This window comes from Bifidobacterium saimiriisciurei, assembly GCF_010667655.1.
Lineage (GTDB): Bacteria > Actinomycetota > Actinomycetes > Actinomycetales > Bifidobacteriaceae > Galliscardovia > Galliscardovia saimiriisciurei.
Genome location: NZ_WHZU01000012.1, coordinates 60,595 through 84,451, shown reverse-complemented (window position 1 = coordinate 84,451; position 23,857 = coordinate 60,595). Strand labels below are relative to the sequence as shown.

21 protein-coding genes are annotated in these 23,857 nt (G+C 63.4%); 15 read left to right on the top strand and 6 right to left on the bottom strand.

The features are described from left to right. Nucleotides 1-192: 192 nt before the first annotated feature. Both GFD18_RS08040 and GFD18_RS08035 read right to left on the bottom strand, forming a co-directional pair. On the bottom strand, nucleotides 193-1,863 hold the full coding sequence (locus GFD18_RS08040) for an amidohydrolase (RefSeq protein WP_204314011.1): 1,671 nt from the start codon (nucleotides 1,861-1,863) through the stop codon (nucleotides 193-195). Between the two features lies 1 nt (nucleotide 1,864). Then, nucleotides 1,865-3,541, bottom strand: coding sequence for an MFS transporter (locus GFD18_RS08035; protein ID WP_163200491.1), 1,677 nt, complete (start codon nucleotides 3,539-3,541; stop codon nucleotides 1,865-1,867). Between the two features lie 371 nt (nucleotides 3,542-3,912). On the opposite strand from GFD18_RS08035, the gene GFD18_RS08030 reads away from it, so the two are divergent. The 5 genes from GFD18_RS08030 to GFD18_RS08010 all read left to right on the top strand — a co-directional run bounded on the left by GFD18_RS08030 (nucleotide 3,913) and on the right by GFD18_RS08010 (nucleotide 9,013). Then, nucleotides 3,913-4,992, top strand: a complete 1,080-nt coding sequence (locus GFD18_RS08030; RefSeq protein ID WP_163200492.1) for an aliphatic sulfonate ABC transporter substrate-binding protein — start codon at nucleotides 3,913-3,915, stop codon at nucleotides 4,990-4,992. 6 nt (nucleotides 4,993-4,998) lie between these two features. Further along, nucleotides 4,999-5,937, top strand: coding sequence for an ABC transporter permease (locus GFD18_RS08025; RefSeq protein ID WP_163200493.1), 939 nt, complete (start codon nucleotides 4,999-5,001; stop codon nucleotides 5,935-5,937). A 75-nt stretch (nucleotides 5,938-6,012) separates the two neighbouring features. After that, nucleotides 6,013-6,792: an ABC transporter ATP-binding protein gene (locus GFD18_RS08020; RefSeq protein ID WP_163200494.1), complete on the top strand. Its 780-nt coding sequence runs from the start codon at nucleotides 6,013-6,015 to the stop codon at nucleotides 6,790-6,792. A gap of 304 nt (nucleotides 6,793-7,096) precedes the next feature. Then, a complete protein-coding gene (locus tag GFD18_RS08015; RefSeq protein ID WP_204314012.1) occupies nucleotides 7,097-8,575 on the top strand; it encodes a YeiH family protein in 1,479 nt (492 codons plus the stop codon). Between the two features lie 102 nt (nucleotides 8,576-8,677). After that, entirely contained in the window at nucleotides 8,678-9,013 is a 336-nt protein-coding gene (locus GFD18_RS08010) for a hypothetical protein (protein WP_163200495.1), read from the top strand. A gap of 82 nt (nucleotides 9,014-9,095) precedes the next feature. On the opposite strand, the gene GFD18_RS08005 is transcribed toward GFD18_RS08010, so the two are convergent. After that, nucleotides 9,096-9,824, bottom strand: a complete 729-nt coding sequence (locus GFD18_RS08005; RefSeq protein ID WP_163200496.1) for a uroporphyrinogen-III synthase — start codon at nucleotides 9,822-9,824, stop codon at nucleotides 9,096-9,098. 78 nt (nucleotides 9,825-9,902) lie between these two features. Continuing rightward, entirely contained in the window at nucleotides 9,903-10,886 is a 984-nt protein-coding gene (hemB, locus tag GFD18_RS08000) for a porphobilinogen synthase (protein ID WP_163200497.1), read from the bottom strand. A 217-nt stretch (nucleotides 10,887-11,103) separates the two neighbouring features. Between hemB and cobA the strand changes: the two genes are divergently transcribed. Next, nucleotides 11,104-11,892: a uroporphyrinogen-III C-methyltransferase gene (cobA, locus tag GFD18_RS07995; protein ID WP_163200498.1), complete on the top strand. Its 789-nt coding sequence runs from the start codon at nucleotides 11,104-11,106 to the stop codon at nucleotides 11,890-11,892. Beyond that, nucleotides 11,889-12,389 carry a precorrin-2 dehydrogenase/sirohydrochlorin ferrochelatase family protein gene (locus GFD18_RS07990; RefSeq protein ID WP_163200499.1) on the top strand — a complete coding sequence of 167 codons (501 nt, stop codon included), beginning with the start codon at nucleotides 11,889-11,891 and terminating at the stop codon, nucleotides 12,387-12,389. The genes cobA and GFD18_RS07990 overlap by 4 nt, the downstream gene beginning before the upstream one ends. A 95-nt stretch (nucleotides 12,390-12,484) precedes the next feature. On the opposite strand, the gene hemC is transcribed toward GFD18_RS07990, so the two are convergent. Both hemC and GFD18_RS07980 read right to left on the bottom strand, forming a co-directional pair. Then, nucleotides 12,485-13,396 (bottom strand): hydroxymethylbilane synthase, encoded by a 912-nt coding sequence (gene hemC / locus GFD18_RS07985; RefSeq protein WP_163200500.1) that lies wholly within the window; start codon nucleotides 13,394-13,396, stop codon nucleotides 12,485-12,487. Between the two features lie 82 nt (nucleotides 13,397-13,478). Further along, nucleotides 13,479-15,302 carry a glycoside hydrolase family 13 protein gene (locus tag GFD18_RS07980; RefSeq protein WP_163200501.1) on the bottom strand — a complete coding sequence of 608 codons (1,824 nt, stop codon included), beginning with the start codon at nucleotides 15,300-15,302 and terminating at the stop codon, nucleotides 13,479-13,481. A gap of 242 nt (nucleotides 15,303-15,544) precedes the next feature. Here GFD18_RS07980 and GFD18_RS07975 point away from each other — a divergent pair, with 242 nt between their 5' ends. The 8 genes from GFD18_RS07975 to GFD18_RS07940 all read left to right on the top strand — a co-directional run bounded on the left by GFD18_RS07975 (nucleotide 15,545) and on the right by GFD18_RS07940 (nucleotide 23,559). Beyond that, complete coding sequence (locus GFD18_RS07975) at nucleotides 15,545-17,083, top strand: dicarboxylate/amino acid:cation symporter (protein WP_163200502.1); 1,539 nt, start codon at nucleotides 15,545-15,547, stop codon at nucleotides 17,081-17,083. A 217-nt stretch (nucleotides 17,084-17,300) separates the two neighbouring features. Beyond that, nucleotides 17,301-18,614 carry an urea ABC transporter substrate-binding protein gene (gene urtA / locus GFD18_RS07970; protein WP_163200503.1) on the top strand — a complete coding sequence of 438 codons (1,314 nt, stop codon included), beginning with the start codon at nucleotides 17,301-17,303 and terminating at the stop codon, nucleotides 18,612-18,614. A 25-nt stretch (nucleotides 18,615-18,639) separates the two neighbouring features. Next, complete coding sequence (urtB, locus tag GFD18_RS07965; protein ID WP_163200504.1) at nucleotides 18,640-19,524, top strand: urea ABC transporter permease subunit UrtB; 885 nt, start codon at nucleotides 18,640-18,642, stop codon at nucleotides 19,522-19,524. 15 nt (nucleotides 19,525-19,539) lie between these two features. Then, a complete protein-coding gene (gene urtC / locus GFD18_RS07960; protein ID WP_163200505.1) occupies nucleotides 19,540-20,691 on the top strand; it encodes an urea ABC transporter permease subunit UrtC in 1,152 nt (383 codons plus the stop codon). Then, entirely contained in the window at nucleotides 20,688-21,677 is a 990-nt protein-coding gene (gene urtD / locus GFD18_RS07955) for an urea ABC transporter ATP-binding protein UrtD (RefSeq protein WP_225432988.1), read from the top strand. The genes urtC and urtD overlap by 4 nt, the downstream gene beginning before the upstream one ends. Then, entirely contained in the window at nucleotides 21,677-22,378 is a 702-nt protein-coding gene (locus GFD18_RS07950) for an ATP-binding cassette domain-containing protein (RefSeq protein WP_219100247.1), read from the top strand. Before urtD ends, GFD18_RS07950 begins: the two co-directional genes overlap by 1 nt. Nucleotides 22,379-22,714: 336 nt before the next feature. Further along, the gene (locus GFD18_RS07945) at nucleotides 22,715-23,176 is read left to right on the top strand and encodes a hypothetical protein (protein WP_225432987.1); all 462 of its coding nucleotides are present in this window, start codon (nucleotides 22,715-22,717) and stop codon (nucleotides 23,174-23,176) included. Then, nucleotides 23,176-23,559, top strand: a complete 384-nt coding sequence (locus tag GFD18_RS07940) for a hypothetical protein (protein ID WP_163200506.1) — start codon at nucleotides 23,176-23,178, stop codon at nucleotides 23,557-23,559. The genes GFD18_RS07945 and GFD18_RS07940 overlap by 1 nt, the downstream gene beginning before the upstream one ends. Nucleotides 23,560-23,857: the final 298 nt, after the last annotated feature.

The window sequence follows — 23,857 nt, the reverse complement described above, 5'->3', positions numbered from 1 at the left end:
TTTCAGCCTAACGGCGGTATCGCCGTCGCCGAGCCGTTTTACGCCGAATGCCGTATAGGAGTTGCTTATGATGCCTCATAAATCGTTGGGAATGTTGGGATTTCCAGGATTGCGATGTCAGGGTCGACTCCCCTCCGTCGGCTGCGCCGACGGCTCCCCTCGATCTTGAGGGGAGCCAAGGGGTGTGCACGGTTACCGTGGCCAGACCTGGGTGCCGGTTTTGTAGGTGGCGAGTGTGCGGAGGCCACGCAGCGATTCGTCGGGGACGCCGTCGGCGTTGGCCGGCACGTCGAGCGGATTGCGCTCGAGCACGCACAGGTCGGCCAGCTTGCCAACCTCCAGCGTGCCCTTGTCGTGCTCCTCGCCGTACTGATACGCCGCGTTGGCCGTGATTGCGCGCAGTCCGTCGGCCACGCCGACACGTTGCTTCGGATCCAATTCCGCGCCCGATCTCGTGCGTCGTGCGGCCGCGCACCATACCGCCTCCAGCAGGTTCGGCCGGATGATCGGCGAATCCGTATGGAACGTGTACGGCAGGGCGAAATCCGCCGCGTCGCGCACCGCGGAGATACGACGTCCGCGCTCCTCGCCGAAGTTCTTCAGATGCACGTCCCCCCAGTACCAGCAGTGCGATACAAAGAACGAAGGAATCATATGATAGTCGTTAAAACGTGAAAGCTGGTCGCGGCGCGTCAGCTGGCAGTGAATCATCACCGGACGCAGTTCGTCCTTGCGTGCGTTCGTCGACTCGTCGTACGCGCGGCCGTATTCGTCAAGGAACTGTTCGTTCGCCGCGTCGCCGTTGCAATGCGCCATCACCTGCAGACCATCGTCGATGGCCCATTTGGCGAACGCACGAACGTTGGCATCGTCAAGCGCCTGATTGCCGTGGAAGTCATCGCCCTCCGGACCGGGCGCATATGGTTCGCTCACCCAGGCGGTCCGTCCTTGCGGCGAACCGTCAAGAATCAGCTTGACGCCGCCGAACCGCAGATGATTGACGTAATGCGATCCCACATACCCGCGGTGACGGTCGAAAATGCCGTCGATGTCCTGACCATGCATCGGATACGCGACCGCGTCCAGACGCAGCCGACGTGCCGACGCCAGCAACGCGAGATTGTCGGCCCAGCCGGCCGTCGTCGCGCCATCCTGCGCGGTGGTGATGCCATGCGACAGATACTCGTCCTGCATGGCATCGGCCAAGACCAGCGGATTGATCTTCATACGGGAGTCGAGCGCACGATAGACGGCGAACATGGCGGCCGGCTCCTGGCACAGGCCGTCCGGCGTGCCGTCGGGCTCACGGCCGAAGCGCGCGCCCGCCGGGTCCGGCGTATCTCGCGTGATGCCGGCCATCGCCAACGCCTTGGAATTGGCGACGATCATATGGCTGGAGACGTGCACGGCCAGCACCGGCACATCCGTCGTCACCTTGTCGAGATCATGACGGGTGGGATGCCGATGCCCGGCAAGCGTGGTGTTGTCGTATCCGACGCCCAGAATCACGCCGTTGTCGAGCGGAATGTCGCTATGCGTGGCGAAGTCCTGCAGCCGGGTGACGATGTCGTCGACGGACGTGGCGTCGGTCAGGTCGGCGGCCGTGAAATACTGCGATATTCCCGAAAAATGACTATGCGCGTCGATGAGTCCCGGCAGCAGCGCGGCACCCCGCAGATCGACCTCGCGAACATGCGCCTCCATACGTGCGGCGCGCGTGCGGGCGTCGTCGAGCGAACCGACGAACGCGATGCGGCCGTCGGTGTCGGTGAGCAACGCTTCTGGAAGCGGACGATGCTCGAACCCCGGCGTCATCGTAAGGATGGCGCCGTTGCGGAAGAGCTGTGGAGTGTGGCTTGGCATATCAGTTTTTACGCTCCTCGGCCTCTTTGAACTTGGTGATGCCGCGGGTGGTGAACAGGCCGAACGCGACGATGACGGCGGCCACGATATACGCGACCCTCGTGACGTTGTAGCGTTCCCGGGCGTTGATCTTCACCAGTTCGGCCTTCTCCGCGGGCGTGGCGTCCACGTCGGCGATCTCCTGCTCGAACTGCCGGTCGCCGACCAGCGTGATGCTCTTGCTCGTCACCGCATTCGCGACCTCGGGCGAGATGACATCGGAACCGCGCACGGCATTACCCACGTTCGCGGTGATGCCGAACAGCAGCACCGCGCCGAGAATACCCACGCCCAACGCCTGGCCGATATTGCGGGCCACGCCCTGCACGCCGCCCGACTGCGAGGCGTCACGCTCGTTCACCGCCAACGCCACCACATTCGACGCCTGGGAATTGATCAGGCCGACGCCGATGCCGGTGATGATCGTGCCAAGAAACACTAGCCAACCAATCGCACTATGCAACGTGATCGAGAACGAGCGGATGATCAGCGCCGCAATCATGACGACATATCCCAACTGAATCACCCGCTTCGGATTCGCATCCGGCAACAGCTTCGGCAGACCAATCGCCACAAGAATCGTCGGCAGACCGGACAACACCGAAATCACGCCGACCTTGGCCGGCGACCATCCGGCCACCAACTGCAGATACGGTCCCATCAGAATGCCCTGCACACCAAGGAACAGGAACGTGATCAGCCACGCATACAGGCCGGCAAGCACCTGCGGCGTCTTCAAAAACGACTGCGGCAGCAAGGCCACGCCATTACGCTCCTCCACGCCCTTCTCCACGAAACCAAGCACGACCAGCACAACGGCGCCAAGCACGACCAACGGAATCGCCGGAGACAACCCAAACACCGTGAACGGCGCCTGCGGGAACGCCTTCGCCAGACCCCACGCCGAAATACGCGACAATCCGAACAACACCAGGAAGAACCCGATGGCAGCCAACGTAACGCCCGGCACATCGAACCGGTGATTGACCTCCGTCTTCGTGATCGGCGGCAGACGGAACGACAACAGCAGCAGCAGCACGATGAAATACGCGGCCAGCACGCCATACACCACGCGGAAACCGCTCACGCCCATGATGATGCCGAGCGCCAGCGGCAGAAACGACGAGAAACCGCCCGCGGCCGCGCCCACGCAACCAAACGCAAGCGTGCGCTGCGAGCCCTTGTAGATCTTCGGAATCAGACCGAGCACGGACGGAATCAGCAGACTCGCGCCAAGACCGACGAACGTACGCCCGCCCCAATTGAACACGTCGATGTTCGGCGAAATCGCGGAAATCAGCTCGCCGATCGCGCACAGAACGGCACCCGTGCGGAACGTGCGCTTCCAACCGAACAACGTGCCGATGAAGCCGCCGGCCACCATGAACGAGCCGGCGATCAGCGGATACATCATGTTCGACAATTGGATGCTCGCCATGTTCGCATGAAGTTGCGTCGTCAACGCCGACGTGGCGATGGCCAGGGCGCCGTTGTCTCCCGACGTGCCCATCTGCGCGAGAATCAGCGTGACGACCGGGAACACCAGGAATCTCGTGGCGGCCTTCGATTGCGATATCGGTTGCGATTGCGCGGCCGACGCATCGGCCTCGAGTGTGGTTGATCGTGTAATCGACGTCATATGACGTCCTTTCGTTGGGAACGTCGGCGGTTCCCCCGAACCGCCACGCGTTCAATTCATCCTCCGTCCGTTACCGGCCGGTCCCTTCGCCAACCACCGTAACGGACGTCGTCGGGTCGACAGGCCGCCCCGCTATAGCGGCTGCTTATGAAATCATGCAAAACCGCGGAATCGTGCCGGTTAATAAACCGCTCAAGATTTTTGGACTACCCCAATATGCCGATTTTCGTGGTCGCCGACATATTGCGCAGGAATAATGAAATCAAGCCGCAACGCATACGGTTCCCATCGAGGAACGCCGTACGCGGCGGTATATGACGGGGAAGCTCCAAAGTCCGAAACATCTTCGGCACAGGCGGTAAGGGGAACACATGCGGTCACGAATCGGCGGTGCGATCACACGCATCACGGCGGTCATACTGGCCGGCGTGATGGCCGTGGCGCTGGCCGGCTGCGCATGGCCCAGCGAATACATCGCCGACGCCGGCAGCAAGGCGATACGTAACGCCGGCTCCGACGGCAGCACCACGACCCTGCGCATCGCCGCCCAGCCTTACCCGCTTTACTCCGACGTCTGGGTGGCCCACGAGCTCGGCTACCTCAAGGAGGAGCTCGCCAAGGAGCACGCCTCCTACACGTGGGATTCGTTCAAAAGCGGCCCGCTCGTGAACGAGGCCATGGCCGCCGGCAACGACGACGTCGGATACGCCGCCGACCTGCCCGCCGTCATCGCGAAATCCACCGGACAGGACGTCACCATCGTCTCCAACGTGGCCTACGGCGAGAAGGCGCTCGCCATCATGGTCCCCAAAGACTCTCCAATCAAAACGGTCGCCGACCTGCGCGGCAAGAAGGTTGGCTACGCCACGGGTTCGTACGCGCAGCATCTGCTCGCGCTGCTGCTCGCCAAACAGGGCATGACCCTCAACGACGTGGACACCGCCAACCTCTCCGCCGAGGATCAGGTGGCCGCCATCCAGGCCCATAACGTCGACGCCATCGTCATCTGGGAGCAGTACGTCACCAAGCTCGAAACCGAGGGCACGGCCCGCGTGCTGGCCGACGGCACGGGCGTCAAGCGCGGCAACATGGTCTCCTACTTCACGACCAGCTACGCCAAGGCGCATCCCGACATCGTGCGCGCCTACAACCGCGCCGTGCAGCGCGGCGCCGACGAAATCAACAGCGACCCCGACAAGGCCGCCAACGCCGTGGCCAAGGACTTCGGCGTCAGCGCCGACCTGCTCAAGAAGATCTGGAAGCACTTCACGTTCACCACGGAGCTCAAGCCCGACGACATCGCCGCCATCCGCGAGGTCGCCGACTTCGCGTGGAAGAACGGCATTCTCAAATCCCAGGTGGACGTCGACAAACTCATCGACACCGGCTACCTGACCGCAAACGTCAACTCGAAAACCACGAATACGAACGATACGACTAAGGGGCAATGATCGCACATGGTGGAAAAGGTGCTGACAGGAATCTCATCGTTTACCGTCGCGGCGTCGAAGGCGGCCTCGGGCGTGACGACCGTCGTCAAGCCGAAGAAAACCGTTGACGCCGCCGTGAAGACCGGCGCCGCGGCGGGTGCCGCTGCAAAGCCCGTCGCCGTTCGCAAGACGGCGGCCGGGAACGGCGTCGTCGGCAAGGTCTCCGCCAAGGCCGGCAAATGGGCGCTGTACCTCGCGCTGCCCGTCATCCTCGTGGCCGTATGGGCGTTCGTCGGCGCACGCAGCGCCTCCTACGCCATGGCCACGCCGCAGCAGATCGTCTCGGCCACCATCGAATACGCGGGCAGCGGCGAGCTGTGGCTCAACATCGCCGTCAGCATCGCACGCGTGCTCGAAGGATTCCTCGTCGCGTTCGTCGCGGCCGCCGTGCTCGGCGTCGCCGCCGGCGTCTCGCGACGATTCGAACGCTTCATCGACCTGGTCATGCAGGTGCTGCGCCCCATCCCCGGCATCGCATGGATTCCGCTGGCCATCCTGTGGTTCGGCATCGGCGAGAACTCCAAGGTCTACATCATCTTCATCGGCGCGTTCTTCCCCATGTTCGTCAACTTCGTCGACGGCATCAAGGGCATCGACAAGCGCTACTTCGAACTCGGCCGCGTCTATGAGATTCCCAAGTGGCGGTTCATCCGCCAGGTCGTCGTGCCGGCCGCGCTGCCGCAGATGCTCACCGGCATCCGCCTCGGCCTCTCCGGCGCATGGATCTGCGTGGTCGCCGCCGAAATGATCGGCGCGACCAGCGGCGTCGGCTTCATGCTCTCCGACGGCCGTTCGATGTCCCGCCCCGACGTGGTCATCCTCGCCATGCTCATCATCGGCATCGTCGGCAAGCTCATGGACGACGTCGTCGAATGGCAGCGCCGCCGCATCGTCAACTGGCTGTGAGGCGCGCGGCATAACGCCGACGGCGCGCAAGACGCCGACCAAGGCACCGACCCGGAAAACGACTGGAAGCGTGGCATGAGCGACAACAACGACAACATCGACGGCGGCAACGCCGACAACATCATCGACATCAGACATCTGACCAAGGTGTTCCCCTCGGAACACGGGCCGGTCGAGGCGTTGCACGACGTTTCGATCTCGCTGCCGCGCGGAGGATTCACCTCCATCATCGGACCATCCGGCTGCGGAAAATCCACGCTGCTGCGCATCATCGGCGGCCTCGACACCGAATACGACGGCGAGGCCCTGATGGACGGCCGGCCGATTCCCGGCCCCGGCCGCGACAAGGGCTTCGTCTTCCAGGACCATCGCCTGCTGCCATGGTTCTCCGTGCGCGAGAACATCCGGTTCGCGCTGCCCGACTCGGAGAAGCACAACGACGAGCTGATCCAGGAGAACATCGATCTCGTCGGATTGAACGGATTCGAGGATGCGCTGCCCAAGCAGCTCTCCGGCGGCATGTCGCAGCGCGTGGCCATCGCCCGCGCGCTCGCCAACCGGCCGAAGGTCCTGCTGCTCGACGAGCCGTTCGGCGCGCTCGACGCGATTACGAAAATCAAGCTTCAGGACCAGTTGCTGCGCATCTGGCAGTCCGAAGGCATCACGATGGTGATCGTGACGCACGACATCGACGAGGCCGTGTATCTGGGCGAGACCGTCGTGGTGATGAAGCCACATCCCGGCGAGATCAAGCGCGTGGAGCACGTCGACCTGGGAACGCCGCGCACTCGCGTCGGAGAACGGTTCAACCGCGCCAAGGACTCGATATACCAGGAGTTCTTCGCGCAGGAGTAGGCGTCGTCGCGACCGGCTGTCGGGTGGGACGGTCGTCGCATCAACTGGGAAACTACGTAATAATGCGAATCTATCGCCGTATATAACAAAGTGCCGCTATCGGATTTTTCGATAGCGGCACGCTGTTTTTTCCACTAATTCCAAGCTTGCGCGCGGCCGATCCGCCCCGTTAGCATCGAAGACGAACACCGGATGACGGCCTGATATCGGGGGATGTCGATCGTCGTTCGGCGGGATTCGAATCAAGGGAAATCATCGGACCGACGCCGGAACCGGCGTCGCACCAACAAGGGGAGAGAGCATCGTGACTACATCCATCACGCCTTCCGCCGCTGCGGCGGCGAAGGCCAAGACCAAGGCCAAGGAGACCGTTCCGGCGGCCGCCGAAGGCAACAAGATCCTCGGCAGCGAGGACTGGTGGGCCGTGTTCATCGGCCTCGGCATCGTCGTGCTGGCGTTCGTGCTGTGGGCGGCCGGCAGCTCGCTGAACATCTTCGCCGCGAAGATCCCCAGCTGGGGATCCTGGTCGTTCCTGTTCGAGGGCGGCGACGTCGTGAAGAACGGCGCGACCACCCATGCGGCCGGTCTCGCGCAGCGCTGGCCGAACATCCTTGCGCTGTTCGCGCTGTTCGCCGTCGTGTTCGGCGTGGCCGCACGCTTCCTCAGGCTCAGGGTGCCGGCGTTCCTCGGCGGATTCGTGGCGCTGTTCGTGCTGAGCTTCGCCGTCAACGTGTTCAGCACCTCGAAGTTCGCCAACTCCTACAATCTCGAGGCGCCGCTGGTCGCGCTCGTCGTGGGCCTGCTGCTCGGCAACATCCTCAACCTCGAAGGATTCTTCGGCGGCAGCCTGCGTACCGAGCTTTATGTGAAGGTCGGCATCGTGCTGCTCGGCGCCACGCTGCCGTTCACCACCATCATCTCGGCCGGTCCGGTCGCGTTCCTGCAGGCAACGTTCATCGCCGTCTCCACGTTCCTCGTGATCTACTTCGCCGCCACCCGTCTGTTCGGCCTCGACAAGCGCTTCGCCGCGACGCTCGGCGCCGGCGGCTCCATCTGCGGCGTCTCCGCCGGCATCGCCGTGGGCAGCGCCGTCAAGACCCGCAAGGAGCACGTCTCCGCGGTGATCTCCATCGTGGTGGTGTGGGCCATCATCTCCATCTTCCTGCTTACGGGCCTCGGCAAGGCGCTCGGTCTGGCGGACGGCGTGGCCGGCGCCTGGGTCGGCACCTCCGAATTCGCCGACGCGGCCGGCATCACCGCGGCCGCCAGCTTCGGAGATCAGGGCATCGCGGCGTTCACCCTCATGAAGGTCGTCGGCCGCGACATCTTCATCGGCGTGTGGTGCCTCATCCTCGCGTTCGTGGCCATCACCTACTGGGACCGTCAGGACCGCGTGGCCGAGGCCAAGGCCGCCGGCAAGGACGTGACGAAGCTGCCGAAGCAGAAGCTCGACGTGGCGCAGATCTGGCACCGCTTCCCGAAGTTCGTCATCGGCTTCTTCGTGGCGTCGATCTTCCTCACCATCGTGATCGCCACTGCCGGCGCCTCGGCCTCGGCGGGCATCACAAGCGACCTGATCACGCCGGTCAAGGAGCTGCGTACGTGGGCCTTCACGTTCACGTTCCTCTCCATCGGTCTGACGACTCGCTTCAAGCAGCTGTCGTCGCTCGGGTGGAAGCCCATCGCCGCGTTCAGCATCGGCGCGGTCGTCAACATCATCCTCGGATTCGTGCTCTCGGCCGTGCTGCTGCCCGGCTTCTGGGCCAATATTCCGGTCGCCTGATCTTGCCGGCCTCGCAACCCGGGTTTTCGTCACGATACGAGTGTTCGTATCGTGACGAAAACCCGGGTTGCGAGGCCTTGATTCTTTGATAAGGAGAACCCCATGAATCTACCGGTCGTCTGGCATGTCATCGTCGATATCCCATTTACGGGCAGGCCGTTCCGCAGCACGGGACTGAGCATCGACGACGCGACGAACGACTTGCAGGAGCGTATCGACCGCGCGAAGATCGCGCAGCGCGTATTGGCGAAATTACGGGAATTGAGCCCTGCCGACGAGGACGGCGACTGGCAGCTGGCGCTCTCGTGGAAGGGGCTGCGCGCGGAACGCGACGGCGCCGCGTTCGAGCAGCTGGAACAGCAGCTGTACGACGCGGGGTTCACCGCCGATGATTTCGCCGTGCGCGTGGAATACGCGCGTTCGTGGGGAATGCTGTAAATTCCGTTTCTTCCTTGTACACGAATCGTCGGATGCCACGCGAAAAAAGGTTTTCGCGGCCGGTATCCGACGATTCGTGTACCTAGCGGTTGCCGATAATGAGCTCCACGGCCCGCCTCAGCACATCATTCGATTCGGGCACGATGACGATTCCGCCGTCTTCGCGGATGATATCCGCCGTACTCGGGCCCAACGCATAATACGTGGGATTCTCCGCGAAACGATGAGGGATTTTTCCGATGATCGCCCGCAGCCGCCGATACGACGACGGGCTCGTCACCAGAATGCGGTCGATGGGATGGGCCGCTCCGGCACCGTCGGCAATCGTCTCGATCGCCGACTGCTCCAATTCATCGTTCCACATATTCTCGTAGATGCGAATCCGCGGGATTTCCTCGGGGATATGGTCGTGCGGCACGCGCAGGTCGCCGCCGAGCATCGCCATGCGGGCGTGCGGCAGCGTCGCCAGCAGACGCGCCAGTCCCCGCTGGTTCTCCTCGTCGGGCGTCAATACGTGCGGCAGGCCGTATCGTTCGGCCTGCGTCGCCATCTTGCGGCTCAGCACCACGACCGTGGCCAGCCAGTTGAGATGCCGGTAACGCTCCAGATACAGCGTGAGTGCGAAATTGCTCGTGATGATCAGATAATCGCTGCTCGCGATCGCGCGCAGATCGGATTCGCTCGGCACGGTGGCCTGCAGCCTGCGCAGCGGGCAGTACACGACGCCTCCGGCAGGGCGCGCGGCGTCGTCGAGCCGCCGACGCAGTGCTTCGCCGATATGGTCCTGCGGATACGTGATCAGCACGGTCATGTCATCCTCCTTGCCGGTAGCATTCTCTCATTGCCGTATGTCGTTGTCGTGATGCCGTTGTCGGGATGCCGGTCGACGTCACCATTCATCGCGGTCGATGCGTGCGGCCACGTCCTTGGCGAAGTACGTGATGATGAGGTCGGCGCCGGCGCGTTTGATGCCGGTCAGCGTCTCCCTCACGATGCGTGCCTCGTCTATCCAGCCGTTCGCCGCGGCCGCCTTGATCATGGCGTATTCGCCCGAGACGTTGTACGCGACCAGCGGCAGATTGCTGGCGTTGCGTATGTCGCGGACGATGTCGAGGAACGCCATCGCCGGCTTGACCATGAGGAAGTCGGCGCCCTCGCGCTCGTCGCTGGCCGCCTCGCGCATGGCCTCGAGCCGGTTCGCGGGGTCCATCTGGTAGCCGCTGCGGTCGCCGAACTGCGGCGCCCCATCGGCGGCGTCGCGGAACGGTCCGTAGAAACTCGATGCATATTTAACCGAATACGACATGATTGGAACGTTGATATATCCGGCCTTATCAAGGCCTTGACGAATCGCCGCGACATAACCGTCCATGGCGTTCGACGGAGCGATGATATCGGCGCCCGCCTTCGCCTGACTGACGGCGATGCGAACGATGTATTCCAATGATTCGTCGTTGACGACCTCGCCGTCGCGCACGATGCCGCAATGGCCGGTGGACGTGTATTCGCACATGCAGTCGTCGGCGATCACCACCAGACCGGGGCAGACGGCCTTGATGACGCGGATGCCGCATTGCACGATGCCGTCGTCGCTCCAAGCGTCGGACCCGACGTCGTCCTTATGGTCGGGGATGCCGAACACGATGACCGACGTGATGCCCAGATCCTCGATGGCCCTGATCTCGTCGGGCAGCGCATCGAGCCCGTAGCGGTTGATGCCGGGCATCGAGGGAATCGGCGCGACGCCGTCGATCGTCGCGTCGACGAACACCGGCATGATGAGGTCGTTCTTGGTGACGGTCGTTTCGCGTACCAGACCGCGCATCGCCGCGCTGGTGCGCAGGCGACGATGACGGTCGAAAACCAATGACATGATGAATCCCCCTGATGTTTCCGACTTTCAAGAATATGCGGTGGATGGCGTGTTCGCCGGGCCGGGAAGGGTATAGCCTATATCGGTTAGTTATGACGGGCGATACATCGCCGGATTTGCGGTGTTGCGGTGCGTTGCGCGTGTGCGGAGGCCATGCCCGGCATGGTTGACAATAGATGGTTGAGATACGTCGAGTCATGGTGCGGAAGGAGATGTCATGAGTGAGCGGCAGGGTCTCGTGTCGTTGGTGGGAGCCGGACCGGGCGATCCGGAGCTGTTGACGCTGCACGGCAAGCGTCGGCTGGAGGAGGCCGATGCCGTCGTGTACGACCGGCTGGTGAATCCGGAGCTGCTGGAATTCGCGCGTGAGGACGCCGAACGCATCGACGTGGGCAAGTCCGCGCATCATCATCCCGTCAAGCAGCGGGAAATCAACGACCTGCTGGCGCGGCTCGCGCTCGACGGCAAGCGTGTGGTCCGGTTGAAGTCCGGCGACCCGTTCGTGTTCGGCCGCGGCGGCGAGGAACAGCAGTATCTGCGCGGCCTCGGCGTGCAGGTGGAGGTGGTGCCGGGCATCACCAGCGCCATCGCCGGACCGGCGTCGGTGGGCATTCCGGTGACGCATCGCGACTATGCGTCGAGCTTCCATGTGATCGCCGGCCATCGCAAGCGCGCGGGGCATGAGCTCGACTGGAACAACATCGCGCATATGGAGGGCACGCTCGTGTTCCTCATGGGCATGGAGTCGCTGGGGCGCATCGTCGGCGAGCTGCTGGCCAACGGCAAGCCTGCCGATACGCCGATCGCCGTGATCCAGTGGGCCACTCGCGAGAACCAGCGCGCCGTGAAATCCGATTTGCAGGGTATTGAGGCGACCGTTGAGAAGGCGGGATTGGGTGCTCCGGCGTTGATCGTGGTCGGCGGCGTGGCCTCGCTGCTGGAGGATGGGGCCGCCGGCGGCGACGCGGCCTCGTCATCGGACTCGGCCGGGTCGGGACGGTCGTGAGCGGCGTGGCATCGGGGCTTCCCGAGCATCCCTACCCCGTGAACATCGACATGCGCGGCCGGCTTGCCTTCGTGGTCGGCGGCGGTGCCGTGGCCGCACGCAAGGTCGGTACGCTGCTGCATTGCGGCGCGAAGGTGGTCGTCATCAGTCCCGCATTGGATCCGCGCATCGACCGGTCGCGTGTGGATTGGCGGGAAAAGTCCTACAAGTCTGGGGATATCCTCGCGGCCGGCGATGGGATGGCGGCCGACGTGCCGTTCGTCGTGCTGGCGTGCACCGACGACGCCAACGTGAACGCACAGGTCGTGCGTGACGCCCAGGCCGCCGGCGTTCCGTTGACCAACAACGTCGGCGACCCCGCGCAGTCGGATTTCTATAACGTTGCGAAAATCGAAACCGACGACTGCCTGCTCACCGTCTCCACCAAAGGACGTGACCCCGCCCGCGCGCGACGCCTCAAGCAGGAGTTGTGTGAATGGGTCGGGGGAATGATGTGATTTTGCAGTCTGTGTCAACTCCCCTCAGTCGGCTTTGCCGACGGCTCCCCTCAATCTTGAGGGGAGCCGGGGCTGAATGGTTCGGGGTGAAATGGCTACTGTAAATAGGTGAGGGCGCCGGCGGAGATCAGTGATTCGGCGGCCTGCTTGCCGAGATGGTCGGCCGCCGTTCCCGTGAGATGGCGGGTGAAGCAATGGCGGCCGTCGGCGGACGCCACCAGGCCGTCAAATGTGAGTTGATTGCTTTCGTAACGTGCGTATGCGCCGATGGGGAACGTGCAGCTTCCGCCGAGCGCGGTCATGAACTCGCGTTCGGCATGTACGGCGGCGCGGGTGGCATCATCGTCGACGGAGGCGAGCATCGTCAGTGTATCGGCGTCGTCGGCTCGGCATTCCACGGTCATCGCGCCCTGGCCTGCCGCCGGCAGAATCACATCGCGCAGCGACAGACGGTGATATCCGCTCAGATCCGGGCGCAGACGGTTCAATCCGGCTTCGGCGAGAATAACGCCGTCAAGATGCTCGGTTTCGATTTTGTGCAGACGGGTCTCCACATTGCCGCGAATCGGCACGATGACGATATCGGGCCGCAGCCGCAGAATCTGCGCCTGACGTCGCAGGCTGTTCGTGCCGATGCGGGCGCCCTGCGGCAAATCATCGATGCCGGAGAACGGCCGTGCGGAAATCAGACAGTCGAACGGGGAGTCACGCTTGGGAAAACAGCCGAGCGTCAACGATTCCGGCAGCACGGGCTGCACGTCCTTGAGGCTGTGGGCGGCGAAATCGATGGTGCCGTCAAGCAGTTCGCGTTCGATCTCCTTGACGAACACGCCCTTGCCGCCGATCTTCTGCAGACTGGAATTCAGGTCGCGGTCGCCCTGGGTGACGATCGGCCTGACGATGAACTCGCATTCGGGATGACGCTCGCGCAGGGCGTCGATGATGAGCTCGGTCTGGCGCAGCGCCAACCGGCTTTTGCGGGTACCGACCCGAAATACGTGTGTCATGCAAGCTCCTCGTCCAAGCGAGCCCCACTATAACATTTGGGCGATGGACGAGGAGCCGTGCGGCTATAGGGAAAAGTTATGCCTACTCCAGCAGGAGCCAGGCGGTGGCGTCCTGCGGCAGACGGCCATCCACCAGCGGGGCGGACGCGAGCTTCACCTCGCCTGCCGGCAGCGCGAGCGGTTCGGCGGCGAAGTTGGTGATGCTGGCGAACCGGCGGCCGTCCGTGGTCGGGCGCGAATAGGCGATCGCCGTGCGCGCGGCCGCATCCGCACCGGCGCCCACCTCGTCATCCAGCCATGCGAGGCCGATGTCGCCGGTCGGGGTGAGCAGCTCCTGGCGCAGCGCCAATGCCGCACGATACAGGTTCAGCATGGAATCGGCGTCGGCGTCCTCCGTGTCGGCCGCGAAATCCTTGAACCACAGCGGCTGCGGCAGATGCGGCTCCGCCTTCGAGCCGGCCGGCGAGAACCCGAACGTACCGGTCCGGCCGTCGCCGAACTTCCACAGGCTCGCGTTGCGGCCGTCCGCGTTGCTGTCGTCACTGCTGCCGATCTTCTCGTCGCTCCACGCGGCCAGCGACGGCTCGTCCGACGCCGTCCACGGCAGCGGCACACGGCAGCCGTCGCGTCCCTTCACCGCGAACTGATGGCGGCTCGTGCGCGAATACGGGTCCTCCAGACGGTCCCACGGAATATTCGCCACCTCGAACAGGCCCAGCTCCTCGCCCTGATAGATATAGGCCGCACCCGGCAGGCCAAGCTCCATCAGCGCCGCCGCGCGCGCACGACGCGTGCCCAGCTCGCGGTCCTCGTCGAACAGGTCGCCGTTGCGCAGCAGCCACGCCTGCGCCATCTGGTGATACACGTGCGTCTTCACCTGCGGCAGTGCGTAGCGGCTCGCCGAACGTGGCACATCATGATTGTTCATCACCCACGTGGTCGTAGATCCGGAACGGTCCGCCGAAGCCAGGCCCTCCTCGATGGCCGCGCGCATCGCAGCGCAATCCCAATCCGCCTTCGCGAACTCGAAATTGAACACCTGGCCCAATTCGTCCGGCGAGGCGTACAGCGCCTGATGCTCCGGCGCGATCCACGCCTCGGCGACCGCAAAGCGCGGCGGATCGTACTCGTTGAACACCTTGCGCCACTCGCGATAGATGTCGTGCACCTCGGCGCGGTCGAACAGCGGATTGTCGCCGTTCGGATTGAACTGGTCCAGCGTGGACCAATGGCCAAGCTCCTCCAGCGGCTTCGACTCCAGGTCCTTCGCCATGCCATGCGCCACGTCCACGCGGAAGCCGTCCGTGCCATGGTCCGACCAGAAGCGCAGCGTCTTGAGGAACTCCTCGTGCACCTCCGGGTTCTTCCAGTTGAGGTCCGGCTGCTGCTTGGCGAACAGATGCAGATACCACTGGCCGTCATCCACGCGCTCCCACGCCGGTCCGCCGAAGATCGACTCCCAGTCGTTCGGCGGGATCTCGCCGTGCTCGCCGCGGCCCTCGCGGAAGATATAGCGCTCGCGGGCGGCCGAGCCGCGTCCTGCGGCCAGCGCCTCCTGGAACCATACGTGCTTGTCGGCCGTATGGTTCGGCACGATGTCGACGACGACCTTGATGCCGGCCGTATGCGCGGCGGCGACCATCGCGTCGAAATCGTCCATCGTGCCGAGGCGCGGGTCGACGTTGCGATAGTCGATGACGTCGTAGCCGCCGTCATGCAGTTCGGACGGGTAGAACGGCGACAGCCAGATGGCGTCGACGCCGAGCTCCCTGAGATAGTCCATGCGGTCGGTCACACCGGCGATGTCGCCGAGGCCGTCGCCGTTCATGTCCTTGAAGCTGCGGGGGTAGACCTGATAGACCACCGCCTGCTTCCACCAGTCGTCATGCTCGTTGTTCGCCGTCATTGACGTCCCCTTTCATCATCGATTCGTGTGTTCGTCGCGCAATCCAATACTGACGTCGGTGTCGCAAGTGTTGGTCGCGATAGTGGAACGCATATTCGTCATGTCGATTTGAACGTTCTAACAGTACCTCGCAAGATGGACGGTTTATAGCCGGCGGCGATATCGGAAGACGGTATGGTATTTTGTCCGAATCGCTGAATTGTAATTTTTCGCAGAATATATACGAGGGGAATATCGAGGCAATGTCAGACATCGCACTCAACTGGGTGGCGCTCGGCGTCACCGTCGTCCTGTTCGCGGGACTTGGACTGCTGAGCGTGAAGAAGAAGGCCGGATTCACCGCGCGTGTGCTGCTCGCCACCGCGCTGGGCATCGGCATGGGCGTGCTGTTCAAGGGGCACACCGACTACGTGGCCGCGTTCGGCACCGTGTGGTCCAACGTGATCTCCGCCATCGTGGTGCCGCTGCTGCTGTTCAGCATCATCGCCAGCATCACCAACCTCGGGGAATCCATCCGACTGAAGAACATCGGCATCAAGGCCGTGTTCCTGCTGCTGCTCAACACGTTCACGGCGGCGGCGATCACGCTCGCCCTGTCGCTTGCGTTCGGCATCGGCAAGGGGTTCCAGTACACGCTGCCCACCGATTACCAGCAGCGCGAGGTGCCGGCCGTGCTCGACACCATCGTGAACCTGTTCCCCACGAACCTGGCCGCGAACTGGTCCGAGAACCAGGTGGTTCCCGTGGTGATCTTCGCCATCCTGGTGGCCGTGGCCTATAACGCCGCCGGCGCCACCGACAAGGCCCGCGCGGCCATCGCGCCGTTCAAGGCGTTCATCGACGCTGGCAACGTGGTGCTTTCACGCGCCACGCAGATCGTGGTCGGCTTCACGCCCTACGCCGTGCTCTCGCTCATCGCCGCGGCCGTGAGCGGCAGCGACGTGGCGGCCCTGCTGCCGTTGCTCGTGGTGCTGCTGGTGGCGTACATCGCCATGGCGCTGCAGCTGTTCGTGGTGCAGCCGCTCGTGCTGGCCGGCGTGACCCGCCTCAACCCGGTGTACTTCTTCAAGACGTTCTGGACCGCCGGCGTGGTGGCGTTCACCTCCGAAAGCAGCATCGGCACGATTCCGGTGACCGTGCGTCAGCTGCGCAGTGCGGGCGTGCCCGGCGACATCGCGTCGTTCGTGGCCGGCATCGGCGCCAACCTCGGCATGCCCGGCTGCGCCGGTGTGTGGCCCGTGCTGCTCGCCGTGTTCGCCGTGAACGCGCAGGGCCTGGATTACTCGCCCGCGCAGTACGGCTTCCTCGTGGTGCTGGCGCTGCTCGTATCCATCGGCACGGTGGGCGTGCCCGGTACCGCCACCATCACCGCCACCTCGCTGTTCGCCGCGGCCGGCCTGCCGGTGCCGTTCATCGCCATCACGCAGCCGATCTCGCAAATCGTGGACATGGGCCGCACCGCGCTCAACGTGGCCGGCGCCGCCAACACGGCCGTGGCCGTGGCGGCGAGCGAGAACCAGCTGGACGAGGACCTCTACTACCAGCGCAAGGAGTTCGTGGAGACCGAGGAGGATGCGATCGAGGCCGCCCGTGGCGCCGCCGCACTCGAATCCGAATCCGCGAACGCATCCGCCGCATCCACGTCCGCCGCGTCCGTGTTCGCCGCCACGTCGTCGAACCCGCTTGAGCTCACGCCGGGCGCGGTGCTCGCCGGCCAGGGCGAGGACCTGTGCGGCGTGCGTCTGCCGTCCAAGGCGGGTTCGTCCAAAAACGCCGAATAAATCATCGACGTAGCGGCCGAAACCAATAGCAATCGCAACGTCCCGTCCGGACTCAACATTCCGGACGGGACGTTGCGTATATATGGAGTCTGCGTCACACTCTGTAACCTGCCCGTCATCTTCGAGACGGAATCGAAATAATCGGGCAACACGTTCGATGCCGAACGTTGCCATGCTGTTCCCTGTTGCATTCATAGGGTAAAGGGGAGAGGAACGCATGGGCAGAACATCACTAGCGTTGCGCGCCGGAGCGGCGGCCCTCGCGGTCGCCGCGATCATGGGCCTCGGCGGCTGCGGATGGGGACGCACCGTCGCCGAAAAGGAGGCCCTCGACAAGAGCTCGGCGTCGAACGCCTCGGCCACGTCGTGCGTGGACACGTCGGGCAACACCATCAAGGTCGGTTTCGTGAACTCGCTTTCCGGAACGATGGCCATCTCCGAGAAAACCGTCAGCGATTCGCTGCACATGGCCGTCGACGAGATAAACGCGGACGGCGGTGTGCTCGGCAAGCAGATCCAGATCGAACAGCAGGACGGCAAGTCCGAGCCCGCCACGTTCGCCGAAAAGGCCCGCACGCTCATCGAAAAGCAGTGCGTCGCCGCCGTGTTCGGCGGCTGGACGTCCAGCTCGCGCAAGGCCATGCTGCCGGTCTTCGAGGAGGACAACGCGCTGCTGTTCTATCCGCTGCAATACGAGGGCATGGAATCCTCGCCGAACATCTTCTACTCCGGCGCCGCCCCGAACCAGCAGATCGTTCCCGCGCTCGACTACCTCAAGGAGCAGGGCCATAAAAAGCTGTTCCTCGTCGGATCCGACTACGTGTTCCCACAGACCGCCAACCGCGTGGTCAAGGCCTACGCCGAAGGCAACGGCATGGAGGTCGTCGGCGAGGAATACACCCCGATGGGATCGACCGACTTCACCACCATCGTCAACAAGCTCAAGTTCTCCGGTGCCGACGCCGTCGTGAACACGCTGAACGGCGACTCCAACGTCGCGTTCTTCAAGGAATACAAGGCCTCCGGCCTTTCCGCCGACAAGGTGCCGGTCATCTCGATGTCCATCGCCGAGGAGGAGGTCGCCTCGATCGGCGTCGACAACGTCAAGGACCAGCTGACCGCCTGGAACTACTATCAGACGCTCGACAACCCCGAGAACAAGAAGTTCGTGAAGAACTTCAAGGCCAAGTATGGCGAAAGCCGACCGACCTCCGACCCAATGGAATCCGCGTACACGTCCGTGTACCTGTGGAAGAAGATGGTCGAGAAGGCCAAGTCGTTCGACGTGGACAAGGTCAAGGCCGCGGCCGACGGCGTCACGTTCGACGCCCCCGAAGGCCAGGTGAAGGTCGACGGCAAGAACCACCACATCTACAAGACGTCGTACATCGGCAAGATCGGCTCCGACAAGCTGATCCACACCGTATGGAAGTCCGACGGGCCCATCGCGCCCGACCCGTATCTGAAGACCTATGACTGGGCGAAGAGCCTCAGCGCCAGCACGTCCGGTTCGGACGGGTCCGGCGAGTGATCGGGAGCCAAGGAGAGGAACCGCTATGAATATGTTGTTTCCGCAGATAGTCGCGGGATTGTCGAACGGATCGATTCTGCTGCTGGCCGCGCTCGGCCTGTCGCTGACCTTCGGCCAGATGGGCGTCATCAACAACGCCCACGGCGAGTTCATGATGGCCGGCGCCTACACGGCCTACGTGATGAGCTCGCTCATCGGTGGCAACGCGGCGTCGCTGGCGCTCGCGCTGGTCGTCGGATTCGTGGTGGCCGGCCTGCTGGGCCTGCTGCTCGATGTGCTGCTGCTCGAACGCATGCGCACCAGGCCGTTGGACACGCTGCTCGTGACGTTCGGCGTCTCGCTGGTATTGCAGCAAGTCGCGCGTGACATCTTCGGCTCGACCGGCGTGTATGCGCAGGCCCCCGAGGCGCTGACCAAGCCGGTGACCATCTTCGGCTACAGCTTCCCGGCCGCCCGACTGTTCATCTTCATCCTGGCCATCGTGTGCGTGGCGGCGTTGTACGCAGTGCTGAAGCTCACGCCGCTGGGACGCCAGATTCGCGCGACCTCCGAGAACCGCGACCTCGCCGAGGTGTCGGGCATCTCCACCAAGGCCGTCGACCATGTGACGTTCTTCATCGGCTCGGGCATCGCCGGCGTGGCCGGCGTGGCACTGAGCCTGCTGAACTCCATCAGCTACAACTTCGGAACCTCGTTCATCGTGCAGGCGTTCCTCGTGGTCGTCGCCGGCGGCGTCGGCCAGCTCAAGGGCGCCGTGATCGCGTCGTTTGTGCTCGGCCTGTGCCAGTCGGCCGTCGAACTGCCCACGTCGTCGTCCATCGCGCAGATGTCGGTGTTCCTCATCGTGGTCATCTTCCTGCAGTTCCGCCCGCAGGGCCTTGTGGCCATCCGTTCTAGGAATCTGGCGTAAGGGAAGGGGATTGCAATGAGCAACGGTATCGTTCAGGGCATCGGCAGCGACAAGTCGGCTGGCGCCGTATTCGAAAAATATCGTGTATGGGTGGGAATCGTCGTCACCGTGGCGTTGATCTTCCTCATGCCGGCCGTGTTGAGCGGCTACAGCCTCGGTCTGCTGTCGAAGTACCTGTGCTATGCGATGGTGGCCGTCGGCATCGGACTGGCCTGGGGCCAGGGCGGCATGCTGACGCTGGGACAGGGCCTGTTCTTCGGCCTCGGCGCATACGTGATGGCCATTCATCTGAAACTCGAGGAGCTTGGCCCCGGCCAGGTGCCCGACTTCATGGCGCAGTACGGCATCACCGACCTGCCGGGATTCTGGGACCTGTTCCGCAATCCCGTCGTCGCCGTGATCGGCGTGGCCGTCGTCCCCGGCGCGGTCGCCGCCGTGCTTGGCATCCTCGTGTTCGGACGCGGCGTGCGCGGCGCCTACTTCGCGATTCTTTCGCAGGCGCTGGTCGCGGCGTTCTCCGTGCTGCTCGTCGGACAGTCCAAGACCACCGGCGGCGCCAACGGCCTCAGTGACTTCTCCGGATTCTTCGGCTACGACCTCACCGACCCCGCCAACAAGCAGATGATCTACTACATCTGCGCGTTCCTCGTGCTGGCCATGGTGCTCATCGTGCGCTGGATCCGCAGGTCGTTCATGGGCGAGCTCATCATCGGCGTGCGCGACCAGGAGAACCGCATGAAGTTCCTTGGCTACAACCCCGCGTCCATCAAGGTTTTCGCGTTCTCGCTGGCAGCCATGTTCGCCGGCATCGGCGGCGCGATGTTCGTGCCCGTCGTCGGCATCATCTCGCCGTCCGACATCGGCGTGACGCCGTCTATCCTGATGCTCGCCGGCGTGGTGATCGGCGGACGAACCACGCTGCTCGGCCCGGTCGTCGGCACGCTGCTCATCCGCTTCGCCGAAACGCAGCTGTCGGACGCCTATCCGTCCGCCTGGACGTACATCGAAGGCCTCATCTTCATCCTCGTCATCGCGTTCGCACCGTACGGACTCGGCCAGGCCAAGGACCTGTGGCCGTGGCTGAAGGAGAGGTTCGGCGGAGGTGCCGGCTCGACCGTCGGTGACGTGGCGGTCGTGGCCTCCGAGGCGAAAGCGGTGGAAGCATGAGCGGAATCGACGGAACCGACGGAATCGATACGAGGGAAGAGGTGAGCGACGTGACCGAGAAGAACAACGAGGCCGGGAAGAACGACGTCTCCGATGCCGCGCAGCTTCGCGCCGAGGCACAGCAGCTGCGCGACGAGGCCCGACAGATGCGCGACGAAGTCAGCCGCATGAAGGACGAGATCGTCTCCGAACGCAAGCGCATGCAGGATTTGAAGGACGAGCTTTCCGTGCTCGACGACCGTGGCGGCCAGTGGAGCGACTATCTCGAAATCCAGGGCCTGCATGTGGAATTCGACGGATTCGTCGCCGTCAAGGACTTGAACCTTACGGTGCAGCATGGCGATCTGCGATTCCTCATCGGCCCGAACGGCGCCGGCAAGACCACCATCATCGACGCGATCACCGGCCTGACGCCGGCGACCGGCTCCGCCAAATTCCGCGGCGAGCAGCTGCTGGGCAGGAAGCCCAACGACATCGTCAAGCTCGGTGTCGGACGAACCTTCCAGACCGCATCGGTCGTGGAAGAGCTGTCGGTGCTGGAGAACCTGCAGCTGGCCGAAGGGTTCCGCAAGAAGACGCGCGACCTGTTCCGGCCGGTCAAGGGCGTCTCGCAGAACATCCAGTACATGATGGACGTCACCGGCCTGACCTCCGACGCCTACAAGCCGGCCGGCATCCTGCCGCACGGCAAGAAGCAGTGGCTCGAGATCGGCATGCTGCTCGTGCAGGACGCCCATCTGCTGCTGCTCGACGAGCCCGTCGCCGGCATGACCCCCGAGGAACGGCAGCAGACCGGCGAGCTGCTCAAGCGATGCAGCCGCAACCGCACGGTCATCATCGTCGAACACGACATGGAATTCATGCGCAAGTTCGCCGACTCCGTCACCGTGCTCAATCAAGGCGAGATCCTCGCCGAAGGCAGCGTTGAAGAGATTCAGAACAACGACGAAGTCGTAAGCATTTACCTGGGCGGAGGCGAAAACTAATGGCAATGTTGGAAGTGAACGGGCTGAGCACCGGCTACGGCAAGGTGACCGTGGTCAACGACATCAGCTTCGACGTGTCCGAAGGCAAATGGGTCAGCATCATCGGCAACAACGGCGCCGGCAAGACCTCGCTGCTCAAGGCGATTCTCGGTCTGCTGCCCGCCACCGGCGGCTCGGTGAAGTTCGACGGCAAGGACGTGACCAAGGCCGCGCCGAACCAGCGCATCCGCGCGGGCATGGCGTTCGTGCCGCAGGGGCAGCAGTCGTTCGGCACCATGACCGTCGACGAGAACCTGCATGTGGTCGCCGACCGCTACGGTTCCGAGGCGCAGGCCCGCTACGACGAGGCCGTGGAGGCGTTCCCCGTGCTGAAGGAGTTTGCCGGTCGTCGCGCCGGCCTGCTCTCCGGCGGCCAGCGTCAGCAGCTCTCGATTGCTAGGGCCTTGATTACGCGGCCGAAGCTCATGATTCTCGACGAGCCGACCGAAGGCATCCAGCCGAACATCGTGGCCGACATCCAGCGTTCGATCCGTTCGATGGTGGAGGACCGCGGCATCGGCGTTGTGCTGGTCGAGCAGAAGGTGCAGTTCGCCGTCGAACGCTGCGACACGTACCATGTGCTCGCATCCGGCCGGTTCATCGCCTCCGGCAAGGGCGGCGCCGACCAGGTCGAGACCGCGAAGGAAGCCATGCGCGTGTAGGTGCGGTGTGCGGTCGCGCGGCATGGCGGGGCGTGCGTCATACGGTCTGCTCGTTCCGCATGTCCCTCGACCCGTGCGATGCGCCGCATCTCGTGTGGCGCGCCTTTCAATGCTCCTTCCCTGACGCCGGCATCGAAGCCCGTCGGGGAAGGTCTGTTCCGGCGGGACGGCCGTTGCTGTAACTGTCCGTGGCAGCGACCGCCCCGCCTTTTTCTGTGTTGCCTGAAATCACATTATTCTATGATGTAAAATGTGATTGAATATTGCGGCTCAAGTGATTGCAGTCGGCGGTGATGACGGCCGGAGTAGGGTAAGTGCGGTGGAAGGCGGTATGCGATGACGGATATCAAGGAGCGTGCGAAGGCGTTGCGCGAGGCGGCAGCACCTGGTTCTCGCATCGGACTGACGGAATTGGCGCGGTCGAACGCGTGGCGTAAATCGTTGGTGGAGCAGGGCATCATGGAGATCGTGGATCGTTCCGATACGACGGGATATCTGGTGTCGGTCGATGCGATGAACGAACTGCTGGATTCCATCAACGTGCTGGAGTCTGAGGTGGAGCGCGTCGCCGTACAGCAGATGTTCATTGCTCGTGGAGCCAGAGAGGATTGGAAGTCCGGCGAAGCACTTGCGGCGGCCGCACAGGAGAGCCTTCTTCGACGCGGCAACAAGGTGCGTGAGTTCCTTGATGGGGTCGATGGGGATTCTTCGACCGGTGATGTTGGTGATACTGGTGATGCCCAGTCGGATGATGCGCGCGGGGTGGGCGAAGGTAAATCCGGCGAAGTTGGTGCCTGATGGCTATTCCCAATGCGTTGCTTACCGATGCCATTGCCATTCTCGCCGGAGTTGATGGTGTGGAAATGGATCCGGAATCGTTGTCCGATGACGTGATTCTGCTGGCATATGTGTGGCCGGACGAAGCCGAATTCAAGACCGCAGTCGTCAGTGTGCATGATGCACTCGCCAAACTCGTCGCCGGCCGCGTGGAAGGCGCTGCGTTGAAGTATGGTCTCGCGCAATGGCGGTCCTACCATTTTCAGCATCACCGCTTCCAGGGGGCTCGCGCCGACATGCGCATCGTGTATCGGCGTACGGACTTCGGCATCCGAGTGCGCGGCTTCGGAAACCGGCACCTGCCATCGGATATCTACCGACGCTTGGCTGAGGCGACTCGGTGATCTGAGAAAAGGGTAGTTAAAAGGTCTATTTAGGGGTCACAACGGGGATTGGTGTCGTTGTGGCAGAAACGTTGGAATATCAACGTTTATTCGGGTTTATGCCTTCCAACTTATAAAAGATATAAAACTTATAAAAAGATATAAAAGGGTGGATGTGTGGTTGGTGTTTGCGGCGGCCGCATACTGTTGCGGTATTGGACCAGCGGCGCCACTGCCGAGGTGGATTTCATCATGCAGATGAACGACAGTGTCGCCGGTGTGCCGGTGGGGTGAAGTCGTCCCGATAACACCAGATTGC

Excerpts from the sequence above, each read along its gene's own strand:
- cobA (WP_163200498.1), top strand. The coding sequence starts at position 11,104 with ATGAGTGAGCGGCAGGGTCTCGTGTCGTTGGTGGGAGCCGGACCGGGC.
- GFD18_RS08040 (WP_204314011.1), bottom strand. The coding sequence starts at position 1,863 with ATGCCAAGCCACACTCCACAGCTCTTCCGCAACGGCGCCATCCTTACG.
- GFD18_RS08025 (WP_163200493.1), top strand. The coding sequence starts at position 4,999 with ATGGTGGAAAAGGTGCTGACAGGAATCTCATCGTTTACCGTCGCGGCG.
- GFD18_RS07940 (WP_163200506.1), top strand. The coding sequence starts at position 23,176 with ATGGCTATTCCCAATGCGTTGCTTACCGATGCCATTGCCATTCTCGCC.
- GFD18_RS07945 (WP_225432987.1), top strand. The coding sequence starts at position 22,715 with ATGACGGATATCAAGGAGCGTGCGAAGGCGTTGCGCGAGGCGGCAGCA.
- hemC (WP_163200500.1), bottom strand. The coding sequence starts at position 13,396 with ATGACACACGTATTTCGGGTCGGTACCCGCAAAAGCCGGTTGGCGCTG.
- urtD (WP_225432988.1), top strand. The coding sequence starts at position 20,688 with ATGAGCGGAATCGACGGAACCGACGGAATCGATACGAGGGAAGAGGTG.
- GFD18_RS08010 (WP_163200495.1), top strand. The coding sequence starts at position 8,678 with ATGAATCTACCGGTCGTCTGGCATGTCATCGTCGATATCCCATTTACG.
- urtB (WP_163200504.1), top strand. The coding sequence starts at position 18,640 with ATGAATATGTTGTTTCCGCAGATAGTCGCGGGATTGTCGAACGGATCG.
- GFD18_RS08020 (WP_163200494.1), top strand. The coding sequence starts at position 6,013 with ATGAGCGACAACAACGACAACATCGACGGCGGCAACGCCGACAACATC.
- GFD18_RS08035 (WP_163200491.1), bottom strand. The coding sequence starts at position 3,541 with ATGACGTCGATTACACGATCAACCACACTCGAGGCCGATGCGTCGGCC.
- GFD18_RS07980 (WP_163200501.1), bottom strand. The coding sequence starts at position 15,302 with ATGACGGCGAACAACGAGCATGACGACTGGTGGAAGCAGGCGGTGGTC.
- urtA (WP_163200503.1), top strand. The coding sequence starts at position 17,301 with ATGGGCAGAACATCACTAGCGTTGCGCGCCGGAGCGGCGGCCCTCGCG.
- GFD18_RS07975 (WP_163200502.1), top strand. The coding sequence starts at position 15,545 with ATGTCAGACATCGCACTCAACTGGGTGGCGCTCGGCGTCACCGTCGTC.
- GFD18_RS07950 (WP_219100247.1), top strand. The coding sequence starts at position 21,677 with ATGGCAATGTTGGAAGTGAACGGGCTGAGCACCGGCTACGGCAAGGTG.
- GFD18_RS08005 (WP_163200496.1), bottom strand. The coding sequence starts at position 9,824 with ATGACCGTGCTGATCACGTATCCGCAGGACCATATCGGCGAAGCACTG.
- urtC (WP_163200505.1), top strand. The coding sequence starts at position 19,540 with ATGAGCAACGGTATCGTTCAGGGCATCGGCAGCGACAAGTCGGCTGGC.
- GFD18_RS08030 (WP_163200492.1), top strand. The coding sequence starts at position 3,913 with ATGCGGTCACGAATCGGCGGTGCGATCACACGCATCACGGCGGTCATA.
- hemB (WP_163200497.1), bottom strand. The coding sequence starts at position 10,886 with ATGTCATTGGTTTTCGACCGTCATCGTCGCCTGCGCACCAGCGCGGCG.